The organism is uncultured Sphingomonas sp. (assembly GCF_936927845.1).
GTDB lineage: Bacteria > Pseudomonadota > Alphaproteobacteria > Sphingomonadales > Sphingomonadaceae > Sphingomonas.
In genome coordinates this window covers 1-14,869 of record NZ_CAKZHV010000053.1, presented here as the reverse complement: position 1 = coordinate 14,869, position 14,869 = coordinate 1, and the positions used below count along the sequence as shown (strand labels likewise).

Genomic DNA, 14,869 nt, shown 5'->3' with positions numbered 1-14,869 from the left:
CTCTGCGCGATCCTGAAAAGTACCCGCAAAGTCGGGTGCGATACCCGACCCTGCAGGTGCTCGATCACGCGCGATTGCGGATGATCAGCTCGGTCACCTTCGTGGCGCGATCGCGCGTCCTGGTCGACACCGTCCAGGTCGTCTCGACTTCCTGGATCTCGAAGGCGGCGAACGTCTCGCGAATGAAGGGCGTGTCGTTGATCGACAACACGAACGTGCCGGCGATGCCGGCGAGCTGCTCGGCCATCGCGACGAAGTCGGCTCGGCCGAACCCGGTGCCGTAGCCCTCGGTCTCGTCATAGGGCGGGTCCAGGTAGAACAGTGCGCCGGCGCTGTCGTAGCGCCGGATCACGTCCTGGTACGGCAGCTGCTCGATCGTCACCGCCTGCAGGCGCTGCGACAGCTTCTTCAGCTCGGCCCGGATCGTCGCCGCGTTGATGCGTGATGACTGTTCCTTGCGGACGCCGAATGCCCGGCCGGTTACGCGACCACCGAACGCCAGGCGTTGCAGGTAGAGGAAGCGCACGGCGCGCTCGATGTCGGTCAGCGTGGTCGCGTCGACACGCTTCTGGCGCTCGAACTCGTCCCGGCTGGCGAGCAGGTAGGAGAATTCGTCGACGAACGGCTCGTAGTGCCGACGCACGACGCGGAACAGGTTGGCGACGTCGCCCGACAGGTCGTTGATGATCTCGGCCGCCGGCGCGCGGCCGCGGCGCAGGAACACGCCGCCCATGCCGACGAACGGCTCAATGTAGACGCGATGCGGGATCGTCTCGATCAGCGCGCACAGGCGCTTGGCGAGGTTGCGCTTGCCGCCCAGGTAGGCGGCGGGCGGGTTGGCAGCGATGACGGGATGCATGGTGGCTCAGCTCTTCGGTGAGAAGCACGTCGGCTACGCGCGCTGAGATTGCCGCCGATCGTGTCGATCGACGTGCCCGGAATGATGGTTGTGGTGGATCCGCGCCTCAGCGCTGGATGGTGGTGGCTTCGGGGAAACGCGAGGGAGGCGTCCTGAGCGTCACCACCTGGTACCGGGTGGTTAGCCGCGCAGAGTCAGGCGACTGCGCCCCGCGTATTCCCCGAAGGTCTTTCATTCCGCAGGCCACCCGGCGAACCGGTTGACCTGACTACCGCGCGCGCGGACCCGCCTCTGCGGCTAAGCTCGGGAGGGCTAGACCGATATGGCAGGCGCGCCCGCGCGCGTCGAGATCAGTCGCGCAGCGCGGTGTGCAGCGCGACCAGCTGCGCCTCGACACTGGCGATCGCCGCGGTGCGGTCGACCGGGCCCGAGGCGGCGCGAGCCACGTCGAGCCCCGCGCCGATCAGCGCGAGGATCACGCGCACGCGCCGCGCCTTGTCGGCCGGCAGCAGCGGCAGCGCGCGATCGGCGGCGGCTTGCAGGTGCGAGTAGGCGGCGCCGGCGTGGTCGAGCGGCGTCATGCCTGGGGCGGTAATTGTCGCGCACGCGCCCAGGCTGGCCATCGCCGCACCGGCGCCGAGCAAGCGCGCGAGGCTGCGGCGCATCAGCGCGCGACCCGGCACTTGGCGCGGTCGACGTTGCCGATGCGGTGCGCGATCCAGCCACGGTGGAACGCGCCGAGCTGCGCGTTCACCCGCACAAGCCGATCGTATTCGGCGCGCTGCTTGGCATCAAGGCTGTCGAGCATCGACACACACAGCGTCGCTGCGCCCAGGCGCTGCTGGCAGCTGGTGTAGGCCGCGATCGTCGCCGGGCCGACGCGGCCGTCGACGGCGAGGCGCGCGCCACACAGCTGATTGATCGACAGCTGGAAGAAGCGGCCGGGGCGCGCGGGCCCCATGTTCACCGTTGTGTCGAACAACTCCTCGGTCACGGCGGCGTCGATCGGCACGAGCGGCGCGTAGCCGGGCGCAACCAGGTAGCGGTCGAAGTAGATGCTCTCCGCGACCTCGCGCGGCAGCGTTCGCATAGGCCCGACGTAGCCGTTCTGGCGCGCGACGGCCGCGGTGATCCCCATGTTGGTCTCGCCGCCGGGATCGCGCTTGTCCTTCACGTACCCGCCCTCAAGCGCGATCGTGGTGGCGATGATGGCGGCGATCACGGCGCCGACGCCGCGCTTCGCCTTACTCGCCATCGCTCGCCCCCTTCTGCGCGACGAGACGCGCGACGATCGCCGCGGTCGACAGGATGAGGCCGAGCTTCGGCGCGCCCGGTACCAGCGCCTGCACCTCTGGCGGCAACGCCGACCAGATGGCGAGCAGCTGGTCGGGTGCGGCGAGCAGCATGGCGAAGATGGCGGCCGCGATCGCGGACACGCGAACGGACCAGAGGCGCCAGGCGCGCCTCCAGTTGGGGATCAGCATGGGGATGTTCTCCGGTGATGGTGGCGGCGATCGGCCGCCGGCGATCAGTGGCGCTGGCGCGCTGCTACGGGACGCGCTCGAGCTCGGGGCGGAGCGGTCGCTGCCCTTCCAGGATGCGGACACGCTCCTTCACGCGGCTCATGTCCGCTTCCATCGCGTCGGCGCGAGCGTCCTGCTTGGCGTTGGTCGCCTTGGTGTCGGATAGCTGGACCGACGCGGAGCCCTGGCTCGCCTGCAGATCGGCAATGCCTTTCTGCAAAGCGTCGACGTTGGCCGACATGCGCGTCACGGTCGTGCCAAGCGACGACACACTGTTTCCGACCCACAAGCAGAGCGCGAGGATAATCGCGACGATCACGGTCGAGGCATGCTTGGCGAGGCCGCGATCATCGGGCGGCAGCTGCACGGGCACTGGTGCGGGCGGCGCTCTCGTCGCGGCGACGATCGCAGCGATATCTTCGACTTCGAGCGATCGGCGGCGGATCACGACGCCAGCCCATGCGCAGCGTTCAGGGCCGCAAGCAGCCGCTGCGCAGCGGGCCTGTTCACGTCGGTGTGGAGCGCGCGGTCGAAGATCAGCACGCTGTTGCCGAGCTTGCCCGCGAAGCCGAAGCCGTCCGACCAGCCGCCGACACTCCACGGCTGCGCGGATGGCGGCGCGGAGAACGGCGCGGTCATCGGGTCCCCGCTTGCCAGTAGCACCGCACCAGTGTTGGTGATCGCGTCGAAGCTGAAGCAGATCGAGCGACCGCCGGCGCCCAGCCCGGTGTCGATGCGACCATGCGCGTCCTGATTGTCGGCGAAGAAACGCAGCCCGCCATCCTGGTGCCGCGCGTTAAGCACCGCGTTCGTGTTGCCGTCAGCACCGCAGCCGAACAGCAGCGCCGGGAAAGCCGCGACCTCTTGGGACGACACGGCATAGGTCAGCACGATCGAGCATGACCCAGCGGGGCGCGTGAAGCTTGATCGCCAGCGCCGGGTCTGCCCGTGCACATACTGCTGCGCCGGGCTCTGATTGATCGCCGAGGTGGCAGGCGCGTTCGCCTCGCTGCCGACGAGCGACCACGATCGCGACGCATCGATGCCGTCCAGCACCGTGCCGTCGACGGCGTAGAACGGATTAAGCGATGCGACCGCGCCAAGCTCCAGCGCACCAGTCGCTGCCGCGCTCGCCGCGTCGGACGAGTCGGAGTCCTTCGTGAAGCTGCCGCCAGCGACGCGCACGAATGTACCTACGGCCATCAGGCTACCTCCACCGAGCAAGTGAGCATGTAGAAATTGAGCGGCGCACCACCGGGCAGCGTGTCGCCGGTCACCGCGCAGATGCAGCAGCGCGGGCCGGTCGTCGGCCCTGCGGGCTGACCGGGTGTGCCTTCGGCCGCGAAGCTGAGCGTGCCCGCGACCGCGCTGGCGAGCGTCAGCGTGATCTTGTCGCCGGCGACCGCGACATTGCTGATCGCGACCTTGGCGCCATTCGCGTCGCGATAGACCAGCCCGTAGCTGCCCGGATCGGACACGCGGTCGGTCTTGATCGCGAGCGTCGAGCCGACTGGGCGGTGACAGGTCACCGTCACCGTCGTGCCCGCGCGCGCCGCGGACACGGCATAGAGTCCGCCCGATCCGTGCGCCGCGCACCAGCCGATCAGGTCGTCGAGACTGCAGTTGCCCTCCGCGTCGAGGTGGGCCTCGTCGACATGCTTGAACGGGTAGAATGGCGTCGTCGGAACGAACCGGTCTGGCGCGTTGATCGCCGCCTGCACCACAGCGAGCGGCATCCCCGAGGTAGCCGCCTTGGCGCCGTAGCCGGTCCAGCTCGACGGCTGCGCCATGTAGAGCGGCACGATGTCGGTGGAGCCGGTGACCGCGCGCGCCTGACGTTCGATGTCGGCCTGTAGCTCGACCAGATGCGCGAGGTACGCGGCCTTGCTGTCGCCGAAGTTATCCTCGCCCTGTACCCACACAGCCAGCGGAATGGTGAAGCCGAGCCCTGCGTCGAAAGCCTGATCGCGAGCCGCCATCATCGCGCGGGTCGCGTTGGCGAAGGGAATTGTGCCCTTCTTCAGCGCGGAATAGGGCTGACCACCGACACCGTGACCAGTCACCAGCACGGCGAGGCCATCGACCAGCATGCGGTGCGCGAGGCGCATCCCGATCCCCCCGCGCTCGAACGGCGCGCCGCGCAGGTCCGTCATCTGCCCGAGGTCGCTGTCGGCGAGGTACGCCATCGGCGGGTAAGTGACCCCCAGGTGCGGGTAGCCAGCGCCGAAGCCGAGCGCACGGCCGGGATCGAGTGGCGACTGGTCAAGCGATGCAGTCGCCCACTGGAAGCTGTTCGACTGGCCGAGCACCGGCACCATCGCCAGCGTCGACACGCCCGCGGCGACAGGCGGCAGCGGGCGAGCGGGCTGCACCGGCGGCTCCGGCATGTCCGAGATGAAGCGGCCGTCATCGTCGACCGCGCCACCGATGCGGCCGGCTGCGTCGATGAAGCCACCCGACACGCCCGGCACGATCAGGCGCACCACCACATCGCCGACGATCACGGCCGCGGCTGTCGCCTTGTCGGCTGCCGCTTCGGTCTTCTCGACCAGCGGGCCGAAGAGCTCGGCGTCGGCGATCGAGACCTGCACGACCTGGTCGCCGAAGGTCAGCGTACCGGTGCCGCTGCTCGCTATTGACTGGCTGCCGTACCCGGCTGGGCGATTGGCCGGCGCATTGTCCGAGCCGAACGCGCTGTCGCGAACGATCAGGTCACCCTCGATCCGCGTCCGCACGTCGCCGGCAAGCGTCCACTGCATCGCGTAGGCGAGCACCGTGTCGTCGCCCATCTCGCCCGCGTACGGCACCTTCGAGCCGTCGCTCATTGTCGATTGATTGATGCGCCCCTTGATGATCGACACCGGCAAGCCGTCGACGATCGTCACGCTGTCGAGCTTCAGCCCCTCGGCCGCGGTGGTCGTCACGGTGCCGAGCGCGATCAGCGGTGCACCCGGTGTGCCGCGCTGCAGCCGCACCTGCATCGCCATCGCGACGCCTCTCAGGTCGATGCCGCGAACGGCGATGGTGAAGCGCGCGACTTCGTAGCGCCGGGCGTAGAGCGCCAGGCGGGCGGCAGTGTCAGCCATGCGGGGAGCCTCTCAGCGAATGCGGTAGATGTTGAGCTCGGCCGCGCAGACCGGCAGCGCCTGATCGGCGTAGGCAAACAGACGCACCTGATCTCCGGCGGTACCCGCGTACACGCGCGCGTTCGCCAGCCCCATGCGGCTGCCCGCGGTCACGCCCCAGAAGAAGGCGGCACTGTCGGCGTTCGTGGTGCCGATCCCGATGCCGTAGCTGATCCCGGCGGTGGCCGCGTCGCAGATGCGAAGCTTCGCCGACAGCTGGTACAGCCCGGTCTCGGGCAGCGTGCAGATGTAGGAGGTGGTGGAGAAGCACGCCGCGGTGTCGATCGTCGCGGCGTTGACCTGCACGGTCGTGAAGCCGTTCGAGATCGTCTGAAAGCTGCTCGAGCCCGACCGCGAGGCGCTGAGTACCGGTATGGCGCTCGTGCGACCGGTGCCGCCCTGCGCGACCGAGAGCGCGGTGGTGAGACCCGAAAGCGCCGTGATGTCGCTGTTTGCGCCCGAGGCGGCTGCCCCCGCCTTGTTGCGGATCGCGGCTGCGCTCGCCGAGGTCAGCAGGTCGCGACCGGTCGAGGTGGTCGTCAACGCTGCGATTGCGGTCAGATCGGTGTCGAGCGGCTGAAACACCGGCGTCAGGAACGTCGAGATGAGCGCCGGCGTCACCGCCACGCTCGCGCACGGCGTCGTCTTCGCGGTGCACCCGCTGCCCTGAACCGCGGGCATTCGCTCGGTGCCGGTAAGCGGTTGAGCCTGCGGGATCGTGCGGGTGTCGAGCTGCGCAGCCGCGGGCGCGCACGTCAGCAGCACCGCGGCGAGCGCGGCGAGGATCCTCGTCATGATGATGTTCTCCGAAAGGTAGAGGGTCAGAAGCCGACGGCGCTGACGGTCACGGTCGCGCCTGCGAGCGCTGTCACCGTACCGGTCACCAGTGCCGAGGTCGTCACCTGGACGCGGCAGCCGGCCGCTGTCAGAGTGTCCTTGATGATCTCGGCCTTGAGCGGACCAGCCAGCGCGCTCGGTACTGCCACGGCGAGAGCCTTTGGCGCCGCTGCGAACGGGGGATCGAAGGTGACCTTCGCGACACCGTCCGCACCAGACACGCCGGCGAACAGGTCGTAGCGCGGCATCACCGGCACGGCGCCGAGGATCGGCAGCACCAGGTGCATGCCGTCTCCCTTCAGCATGCCGGTCAGCAGCAGCACGCCCTCGGCCGCGTCGACGTCGTCGCTGCTCGGCTCGGCCGCGGAGAGGCACAGCTGCGCCACTCCGTTCGCGTCCATTTTGATCAGCGCCCAGAGCCGGCGCACGAACGGCACGCTCTGCGTCATACCTGCGCCACCTGCTGCTGGTACCGGCCACCGCCACCATAGCCGCTGCCGCCATAACCGCCTGGGGGTGGCACCGCTGGCGGGTAGGTTGTGCCGTCCGCGTTTGCGGTCGTGACCAGGTTGATGATGACAAATGCCGGGTTCGCCGGCTCGATCAGCGAGTCGGATGGCGCCGCATAATAGCTGCCGGCGGGGATAATGCCGGCGAAGGCCTGACCGTCGGCACCGGTGAACGCCTGACCACTCGCGTCGGTGAATGTGGGCTGCACATCCTCGAGCGCGTAGAACAGACGGTATTTCGAGGCGTCGTCGAGGCCGGTGATCTGTCCCGCCGGAAGGTCGATGATGCGCTGATCGTCGAGCGTGGCGCTGAAGGGCACGATCGTGATCGTGGTCGCGGTCGTAGTCGCCGGGTAGTCGACCGTCTGCGCTACCATCTGATGGGCGCCGCCCTCCAGCGCCTGTGCAAACGCTGACTTGGTCGGATCGTAGCTTATCGCTCCGACTGCTTGGACAGGCGCTCGATCGCTGCCGTCCCAGGCGTAGATCGCCTGCGCTTCCCAGGCGAGCTCCATCATGCACGCGCCTCGCGTTGGGCCCTCGTCGCAGATGTCCTGCGACACGACGCGGAACAGCTGCCGGTCGAAGCCGAGCGGCGCGAACGTGAACGGCACGACCTTGCCAACCGGCCAGCGCCAGGCCCGCTCGTCGAAGGGTGCCTTGAACGTGCGCGCGAGCTGCTTGCGCTGAAGCACCTGCTTGGCAATCCGCTGCGCCTGGCTCGGGCTCTCGACGACGCCGAGATCGAGCGGGAAGACGCGGTCGATACCGTCGACGCTGGTGACCTTCACCTCGGGATAGTCGATCAGTTGATAGAGCGACGCGTCGCTCGGGTCGACGTAGCGGCCACGCACGATGTTCGGCGTCGCTTCCATCGCCGGATCGCAGTCGAACGTGAAAGCGCCGATCACGTCCGCGTCGGTCAGTCCGTCGTCGAGTGCCGCCTCCGCCAGATCGTTGTGCGCGATCGCGAGCGCGAGTTTGCCGCCGGTGTCGCGGAATCGGCCGCAGCAGCCCGCGCAGAGCGTGTCGAACGTCGACTTGGTGTCGTCGCCTTCCGACACGACGCCGGCGCCGTGATAGCGCGCCTCGGTACCGCCGGCCGAGCGGATGACCTGCTCGTCGGCGAGATTGGCCGCGACGATGAAGGACGGCATGTCGATCCGCTTGGCGGGAATACCGCTGCCGGTCGCGAGTTTCAGCTCGCCGGTGACCGGGTTGCGGATCCGCCACCCGATCAGGCGCCGCAGGATCTGCAGCGGCAGGTTCTCGCCGATCTCGACACCGTCGACCGACCACGCCCAGGTGCTCTGATCATTCCAGCGCATCGGGCCTGACCCGCCCGGCACCGTCGAATCGCGGCGCGGATCGTAGAGCTTGGCGCCCTTGCCGACGATCGTGATGCGGCTGACCGGGCCGCCACTGAAGGGACTCTCGGCCTTCTTGCCGTTGCCGGTCACCTTGAATTGCAGGTGTAGCCAGCAGCAGCCGGTCAGCCGGTGCGCGCCGTTCCACTTGCCACTGCCGAAGGTGTAGCCGTCGCCCGCGCCCGCTTCGAGCGTGAGATGCGGCACCGAGAAATAGCCGGCGAACTTGGACGTGACGCCGCCTGCCGCGCTCCAGGCCAGCTCGTCGTTCAACCAGATCTGGTCGATGGACGTGCAGGCATGGCTCGCCGCGACGATGATCCACGAACAATAGTCCTGCTTTGATCCGTGCCATTCCTCGTAGCGCACGTCGGTCGCCATTGCGGTCGACCCGAGAACCTCCTTGCGGAACGTGCGCGGGTCGATCGTCGCGCTGAGCCGATCCTGCTGCGACGACGGCACCGACGGCGCCTTCGTGAGAAAAGACGCGGCCGCGCTCAGCGCCGACGAGGCGAGCAGCAGCGTGCCGGTGCTGACACCGGCGACCGAGATCGCGGCGATGCTGCCGAAGGCTACCGCACCGACGCCGGTGGCGATCAGCGCCGCGCCGCCCGCGATCAGCGCGGCGGTCTTGAGCACCTTTGCCATCAGTATGGCACCCGCCATGCGAGCGGATCGACCCAGCTCGCGCGATCGACGCGCACCAGGCCCTCGCGCTCGCCCTCGCTGCCGACGCCGAACAGGAACGGACCCCAGGCGATGCCGAGCAGCCCGTCCGTCATGACGATGTCACCGCGCTGCGCCAGCGCCGGCGCGATCGGCGCGAATTTCGTGTCGAGTGTCGCGTCGAGCGTGCCGGCACCGTAGCGGCGCAGCGCGCGGCCGGCGCCGATCGGCGTCGTGTAGCGGCCGCGGAACTCGGGCATGGGGTCGACGCCGGTCATCGCCAGCACGGCGCCAGCGGTGAAAAGGCAGCAGTCGTGCTCGCCCCAGGCGAACGCGCGCAGCCGCAAGGGCTCGAGATACGCGGCGAGCCGCGCCTCCCAGTCGGGCAGACGATGCATGTGGTCAGGTCCGCTTGCTGGCGCCGTTGGCGATCGCGATCGACAGCTCGGCCGAGCGGTCCCCTGGATCGAAGCTCGACTGGTCGAGGTACGTGCGGTTCGACGCCTGCCCGAAGAAGGCGAGATAGGTCTCGACCTCGAGCGTGATCGTCTGGCTCGAGCGATCGCCACCGATCCGTGGTACCGCCATGTAGCCGGTGTAGTAGCTCCACAGGCTGAGGATGCGCGTCGGATCCTCCGGATCGAGCATCGCCTTCCACAGACGCGCGTCGCGCCCCTGCCAATTGGCGCGCGTTCCGATCTGCTCGATCAGCTCGGCGTCTACGCCGGGCAGGCCTGACAGCTCGAGCGCGAGCGTGTCGCTGCCGCCGTCGCGCGCCTTCACGGTGCCGACCGACACGACGCGGGGATCCACTTCCTCGAAGGTAAATCCGTCCAGGTCGACGTCGCCGGTGTTCGCGAAGGTGAAGGCGTAGGGCGCGTTGGTGACGCGCACCGGCTCGTCGCGAATGTCGAGGAAGCAGAACGTCACCGGGTGGCGGAGCCGCGCCGCCAGCGCGATCGCGCCTGCGCTGTCGGGTGCTAAGGGAACGCTCACGCTTCCTCGGCCTGGAAGGCGACGCTGTACATTTGCCCGACGCCGACCGTGTAGCCGGCCTTGGTGTCGGCCATCTGCAGCACGGCGTAGGGCAGGTTTGCCTCGACCGGCGCGCCGTCGACGAGCTTGCCCGGGATCAGCGGCTCGACCGCGATCGTCAGCCTTCCGTCCGCGCCGGCGATCGCGGTGTTGCCGGCAACGACGAGCAGGCGATCGCCGACGGTCAGAAACATGCCGTCGAGCATCTGCGCGCCCGGGTACCAGCCGCGCGTCTTCAGCGCGTAGCCGGTCGTGTCCTTCGATGAGGTGTCGATCTCGGGCTGCGAGCGCGTTTCCGCGTAGCTGCCCTGGCCCTTCAGCACCGCGAGCGGGCCAGCCGCGCCGCTGGTGAACCAGGCGAGATAGTCGTTGCCGAGAAGCGTGGTCATGGTTTCTCCTTTTCCGGCTCAGGCCGGCTCTGCGATGAGGTCGAGTTGAGTGAGGCCGGCGTAGGTGACGCCGTCGCGCGCCGCGGCGCTGACGATCGCGCCGCGCCAGCGAATGCGGTATTGCGCCTCGCCGAGCGGGATCACGGCATCGTGCGTGGCGAGGCGCAGCTGGTACATCAGCGCGAGCAGCTCGCGCCGATCGGATCCGCGATAGATCGTGTGGATCTCCGCATCGCCCTCGTCGAGCTGCTCGTGCTTGCTGCCCGCTTCCTCCAGGCTGATGTCGCCGACCAGGTGAAAGGGTGGCTCGAAATCCTCGTCGAGGCTGTGCCGCACCATGCCGCGAGCGGCTTCGGGCAGCTGGTCGCGAATAACCTTGATGATCGCGTCCTGTGCGCCGGTCAGCAGATCGAGCGGTGCGGTCATCGTGTGTTCCCCAGCCGGGCGATCGTGTCGGCCCAGAAGTCGGATATGCTCCAGCAAGGCAACGAGCTGCAGATGCTCTTGTGGGTACGGGCGCGCAGTTATGTCGCGGTCGACGACGTAGCCTTGCTGGCGCAGCTCCTTCAGCACCAGCTCCTTGAACAGGCCGGGAATGCTGATGCCACGCTGCGCACCAGGCGCGCGTTCAATCTTCTTCTCGCGCGTTAGCTGGTGAACCAGCGCTTTCGCGCGTGAAAGGCTGACGCCGAGCGCGAGCGCAACGTCACCCATCGATGGGCTGTGCCCGGTGGTTTCGATGTAAGCGCGGATCCAGTTGTAAGCCTGCACCTTTCGGGTCAACGGCACCGCGGGCGCTGGCTCACCGACGCCTTTTGTCGTGCCTGAAGGCACCGCGCTTTCTGCCACCGGGTCGACCGGTACGCCCATGTCCAACAACCATTCCCCCGTCGGAGGAACATAGGGTGAATGACCCTTGTAGGAAAGAGTCGCTAGCGCGTCCGCGACACGAAAGACTGCTATACGAAGCTACACCTCACGACTTCGCTAAGGACATGAGGCGCGGCGAGCAGCGGAGATAGTAGAGGAAGTACGGATCGACGATGTCTAGAACATCGTCACCCCACTCAATGATCGGGGCGTTCGGTTCGAGGTCAGATGCGATTTCCGGCATCTGATCCAACGCTGAGGCAATGCTTGACCCTGGAGGTGCTTCTTTGACGCAAACTGCCCGCGTTCGATCATAAATCTCAGCATACGGGAAGCTCAGCCGAGGCGGGCTTTGACGTAGCGCCAACAAGATGCACCGATAGACATCTCCTTGTGTCCCGTCCGTGAAGGCGAACTGATTGCGCGTGCTGCCGCGCTGTTTCGGACCTTCGTGCAGCCCCTCGAGAAGTGAAGAAAAGTCGGTGGTAGTAGAGGCCTGCTCGAAAACCTTGGTGAGATCGCCCTCACTTACAGGAACGTCGCGGGTTGGTTCGGACTGCCCGTCGATCCCTAGGCGCATACAGGCTTGCAGGCATATTTGCTGCATCAGCTGAGGCGAGCCGAAAGCCTCGTCGGCCATGCGGTCGAGCGCAAATTCCGGCAAGCGAACCCCGAGAATGTCGAACCCTTGCTCGGCGATTTCGCGGATGTCGGCTGTGCTCCAATATTCAAAGTCTATGCCTTGAACTCTACCACGGAGCTCAGCGTTTCCCCGGACCACATCATCCTTACGATGGGGTACACTGGCCGTGCAGATGTTTATTCCACGCTCCGCCGCTTCTTTGATTTGGCGACCAACGGCTACTTGAACGTCCTTTGGCATGTAGTGGTAATCGTCGACAAACACGACGAAATCGCTGCCCCCGATCTCACGAACGACTTGGTCGATACCAGCTCGCTCGAAGACACGCTCTTTTGCCCGCTCATGCTCGTAACCAGCCTTTCCCTCGGCTTCGACCTGAGCTTTGGCGATCACAATGCCAGCCGCAGCCTGGGCCTTTCCGGTAAGCTCGCCGCTAAAGGTGTTGCCGATCGTGTGAGTAGTCGAACTGGGCGCTTCCATCCAGTTAAGCACTCGCTCCCACAGGTGCGTTGGATCCGTGATCGCAGCGCCTGACACAGTTATTAGGTTATCGGCATCGATCACTTTCCGGATCAGAACCGTCTTACCTGATTTGGACGGCCCCGAGAGCGCGGCGATCATGCCAGGCGTCCGAATGGCGTTCCGAAGCTGCTCTTCTAAATTGTGCGCGCTACGATCGACATAGGTGTACGTCGGAACGCCGGTAGGCGTGAAGACATCAAAAACCCGCATGTCGACCCCTCTTCCCTTCAGCATGACACCCAGTGTGGCGGGTGATGATCGCCTTGGCTACCAATGTACGGCGGAGAACCCATCCGCCGCGCTGTCGTAAAAAGCGCGGGAAAGCGTGCTTTTCGGCCTGCTGATTGGGCGCGGTACCCACGCGATACCCGCTTACCTGCATGCCCCAACCGCGATCAGACCGTCGATGCCAGCCATATGATGAAGATGCCGATCGCGACGATCGCGGCCGCGATGTACGCGGCACGATCAGCCCGCGCGTTCTTCGCCTTTTGCTCGTCGGAGATCGTCTCGTACTCGACGGGCGTCAGCGGCCGGGTACCCGTTGGGGCAGTCATTACAGGCTCGCTTGTGCTGACCGCGCCGGCCACTCCTTCGACAGAGTGCGGGGATCCAGTGAGCCGCTCCAGGATCGCACCTGCTGCGAACAGCACGACCCCTGCTATTACAAGCGCCAGGCCCGCGTGGAACGCGAAGGCCTGCTTCTGCAGCAAGCCGATGTTGAGGACCTCCGACGTGTCCGTCAGGCCGTAGCCGAGTGAGCTGGGAACGGTCGTCGAGATCGACGTCGGCATACCTAACGAGAGCAGGCTACCGACCACACCAACGCCGGCAACGACACCACCTAGAACCTTCATGGCGCACCTACCGCGTCCGCCGGAGCTGCTGGCGTCACGGGCTCGGTATCAGGCGGGTAATTATGGCCACCAGCAGCGATCAGCACGTCCTCGAGCGACTGCGTCTGCTTCTTGCCGTTCAGGTCTGTTCTGCGCGTCTGTCCAAGAGCCGATTGGTTCTCGACCCACTGCGAAGCCTGAACCCGGATTGCCTTGCCGTCACGCAGCAGGGTGAAACGAATGAACAGATCCGGACTGGACGACCCACGCCCGACGCCGAACGCGTAGGCGGCCGCCACGCCGGTCATCGGCCGGCTGCAGAGCACGTGACGATCGTCCTGCTCTATCACCGTTGCCTCGCGATCGGCGCAGGTCAGCGCGAGCTTATCGGAGACTTCAGCTGCTGCTCCCGAAAACCAGACGGTCACTGTCGGCGTTTGCGCCAACGCAGCCGATCCTGTCATCACCATGCCGATCGCCAGCAACCAACGCTGTACTTTTCGCATCATTCATCCCCCCGGAGACGCGTAAGAAATTACAGGTAGACTCACTGCCGCAACCTAGAACATAAAGGGAACGGGAGTGTGAACGCGTGACTGATCGATTGATCTGTCGTTCGCCCGGTTGCGAGCGCAGTTGTAAGGATTGCCCCATCACCTGCGCTATGCTCGCTGGCGTTTACGTTGAACGGCAGCGCGAGGTTCTTCTGCTTCGACAGCAGCAGCTCGAAGCTCCGACGGTGGAGAGGCAGTGGCGTTTGCGGCGACTCGAAGTAGCAGCGGGAGTCGCTTTGCAAGCTCACGAGCGAGTTCGGCCCTTTGCATGTCCTCCGACGCGAGAAGTAGCGCCTCGAAACCTTCGGCCAGCGCATCTTCGGAGGGCAAGGTGACCGCTAGGAATACAGCTGACGAAACGGAAGGCTCATCGGCATAAGCGCGTTCAGGATCATCTGTCTGTCCGGCCAGATAATCTACGGTGGTCTGAAGCGCTCGCGCTATTTGCGGGAGATACGGAGACGACCGATAAGGCTTTCGAATTAGTCCGCTAAGCGTGGATTGTCCGACGTCTGCACGACGGGCGAGCTCGGACTGGCTCGGAATACCGAGCGCTTTCCGCCTCTCTTCGATGCGTTCACCGATCGTCATGCACGAAGACGCTATCAACGTGCCGTTAGAAATAAACGCGCGCATGCCGTTGACAGCTAACGGCATGCTGTTAGTTCTATCATCATGGCGTTGGAACACGAGTCAGACACGGCCCTTGCCCGCGCGGTCCGCGCAGCTGGATCGCAGTCGGCATTCGGGCGCCTAATCAACAAGCGTCAGTCGGTGATCAACGGCTGGCTTACGCGTGGCGATCTGCTGCCAGCCGAGTTTCTCGAGACCGTTGAGAATGCGACAGGTGTCACCCGCTTCGATCTTCGCCCTGATCTCGCGCACCTCTTCGCACGCGACGAACAATCGCCGCCGCGCGCTGGCTCGCTCGGCGACTTGGAGCCCGCGCGATGACGCGCGGCATGAAACAGTTTCGCGTCCGCCCTCCCAGGTGCGCGAATGCAGGGGGCCGGGCCGCGTCGCGCCGCCGTGTGGGTCGTGTAACTTCACGCCCGGCCCTCGAAGCATCGATCTTCCCTTTCGGCCGCTCGCAGACCGGTCGGAACGTGGTGCCAGCCGCCGCGAGTAGTGTCA

19 protein-coding genes are annotated in these 14,869 nt (G+C 66.3%); 1 reads left to right on the top strand and 18 read right to left on the bottom strand.

Annotated features, from left to right (window positions below; translation table 11 throughout):
- Positions 1 to 64: 64 nt before the first annotated feature.
- The 18 genes from Q0579_RS07315 to Q0579_RS18285 form a co-directional block, all read right to left on the bottom strand.
- Positions 65 to 859, bottom strand: a complete 795-nt coding sequence (locus Q0579_RS07315) for a DNA adenine methylase (RefSeq protein ID WP_298810655.1) — start codon at positions 857 to 859, stop codon at positions 65 to 67.
- A 350-nt stretch (positions 860 to 1,209) separates the two neighbouring features.
- A complete protein-coding gene (locus Q0579_RS07310) occupies positions 1,210 to 1,524 on the bottom strand; it encodes a hypothetical protein (RefSeq protein ID WP_298810654.1) in 315 nt (104 codons plus the stop codon).
- Positions 1,524 to 2,114, bottom strand: coding sequence for an N-acetylmuramidase (locus tag Q0579_RS07305; protein ID WP_298810652.1), 591 nt, complete (start codon positions 2,112 to 2,114; stop codon positions 1,524 to 1,526). The genes Q0579_RS07310 and Q0579_RS07305 overlap by 1 nt, the downstream gene beginning before the upstream one ends.
- Positions 2,104 to 2,343 (bottom strand): hypothetical protein, encoded by a 240-nt coding sequence (locus Q0579_RS07300; protein WP_298810650.1) that lies wholly within the window; start codon positions 2,341 to 2,343, stop codon positions 2,104 to 2,106. Before Q0579_RS07300 ends, Q0579_RS07305 begins: the two co-directional genes overlap by 11 nt.
- 64 nt (positions 2,344 to 2,407) lie before the next feature.
- Positions 2,408 to 2,830: a hypothetical protein gene (locus Q0579_RS07295; RefSeq protein ID WP_298810648.1), complete on the bottom strand. Its 423-nt coding sequence runs from the start codon at positions 2,828 to 2,830 to the stop codon at positions 2,408 to 2,410.
- Positions 2,827 to 3,585, bottom strand: coding sequence for a hypothetical protein (locus tag Q0579_RS07290; RefSeq protein ID WP_298810645.1), 759 nt, complete (start codon positions 3,583 to 3,585; stop codon positions 2,827 to 2,829). The genes Q0579_RS07295 and Q0579_RS07290 overlap by 4 nt, the downstream gene beginning before the upstream one ends.
- Positions 3,585 to 5,468: a hypothetical protein gene (locus Q0579_RS07285; RefSeq protein WP_298810643.1), complete on the bottom strand. Its 1,884-nt coding sequence runs from the start codon at positions 5,466 to 5,468 to the stop codon at positions 3,585 to 3,587. Before Q0579_RS07285 ends, Q0579_RS07290 begins: the two co-directional genes overlap by 1 nt.
- A 12-nt stretch (positions 5,469 to 5,480) precedes the next feature.
- Positions 5,481 to 6,302 (bottom strand): hypothetical protein, encoded by an 822-nt coding sequence (locus Q0579_RS07280; RefSeq protein WP_298810639.1) that lies wholly within the window; start codon positions 6,300 to 6,302, stop codon positions 5,481 to 5,483.
- 26 nt (positions 6,303 to 6,328) lie between these two features.
- Positions 6,329 to 6,793 carry a hypothetical protein gene (locus tag Q0579_RS07275; protein WP_298810637.1) on the bottom strand — a complete coding sequence of 155 codons (465 nt, stop codon included), beginning with the start codon at positions 6,791 to 6,793 and terminating at the stop codon, positions 6,329 to 6,331.
- Complete coding sequence (locus Q0579_RS07270; RefSeq protein WP_298810634.1) at positions 6,790 to 8,886, bottom strand: hypothetical protein; 2,097 nt, start codon at positions 8,884 to 8,886, stop codon at positions 6,790 to 6,792. The genes Q0579_RS07275 and Q0579_RS07270 overlap by 4 nt, the downstream gene beginning before the upstream one ends.
- A complete protein-coding gene (locus tag Q0579_RS07265) occupies positions 8,868 to 9,284 on the bottom strand; it encodes a hypothetical protein (RefSeq protein ID WP_298810631.1) in 417 nt (138 codons plus the stop codon). Before Q0579_RS07265 ends, Q0579_RS07270 begins: the two co-directional genes overlap by 19 nt.
- A 4-nt stretch (positions 9,285 to 9,288) precedes the next feature.
- Positions 9,289 to 9,882, bottom strand: a complete 594-nt coding sequence (locus Q0579_RS07260) for a hypothetical protein (protein ID WP_298810627.1) — start codon at positions 9,880 to 9,882, stop codon at positions 9,289 to 9,291.
- Positions 9,879 to 10,310 (bottom strand): hypothetical protein, encoded by a 432-nt coding sequence (locus tag Q0579_RS07255; RefSeq protein WP_298810625.1) that lies wholly within the window; start codon positions 10,308 to 10,310, stop codon positions 9,879 to 9,881. Before Q0579_RS07255 ends, Q0579_RS07260 begins: the two co-directional genes overlap by 4 nt.
- Positions 10,311 to 10,328: 18 nt before the next feature.
- Positions 10,329 to 11,180, bottom strand: coding sequence for a hypothetical protein (locus Q0579_RS07250; RefSeq protein WP_298810622.1), 852 nt, complete (start codon positions 11,178 to 11,180; stop codon positions 10,329 to 10,331).
- 106 nt (positions 11,181 to 11,286) lie between these two features.
- On the bottom strand, positions 11,287 to 12,555 hold the full coding sequence (locus Q0579_RS07245) for a hypothetical protein (protein ID WP_298810620.1): 1,269 nt from the start codon (positions 12,553 to 12,555) through the stop codon (positions 11,287 to 11,289).
- Positions 12,556 to 12,740: 185 nt separating this feature from the next.
- Positions 12,741 to 13,202, bottom strand: a complete 462-nt coding sequence (locus Q0579_RS07240; protein WP_298810617.1) for a hypothetical protein — start codon at positions 13,200 to 13,202, stop codon at positions 12,741 to 12,743.
- Positions 13,199 to 13,687, bottom strand: coding sequence for a hypothetical protein (locus Q0579_RS07235; RefSeq protein ID WP_298810615.1), 489 nt, complete (start codon positions 13,685 to 13,687; stop codon positions 13,199 to 13,201). The genes Q0579_RS07240 and Q0579_RS07235 overlap by 4 nt, the downstream gene beginning before the upstream one ends.
- Positions 13,688 to 13,843: 156 nt before the next feature.
- Positions 13,844 to 14,326: a helix-turn-helix transcriptional regulator gene (locus Q0579_RS18285; RefSeq protein WP_366522277.1), complete on the bottom strand. Its 483-nt coding sequence runs from the start codon at positions 14,324 to 14,326 to the stop codon at positions 13,844 to 13,846.
- Positions 14,327 to 14,410: 84 nt separating this feature from the next.
- Between Q0579_RS18285 and Q0579_RS18280 the strand changes: the two genes are divergently transcribed.
- Positions 14,411 to 14,689 carry a YdaS family helix-turn-helix protein gene (locus Q0579_RS18280; RefSeq protein ID WP_366522276.1) on the top strand — a complete coding sequence of 93 codons (279 nt, stop codon included), beginning with the start codon at positions 14,411 to 14,413 and terminating at the stop codon, positions 14,687 to 14,689.
- The last annotated feature ends 180 nt before the right edge of the window (positions 14,690 to 14,869 follow it).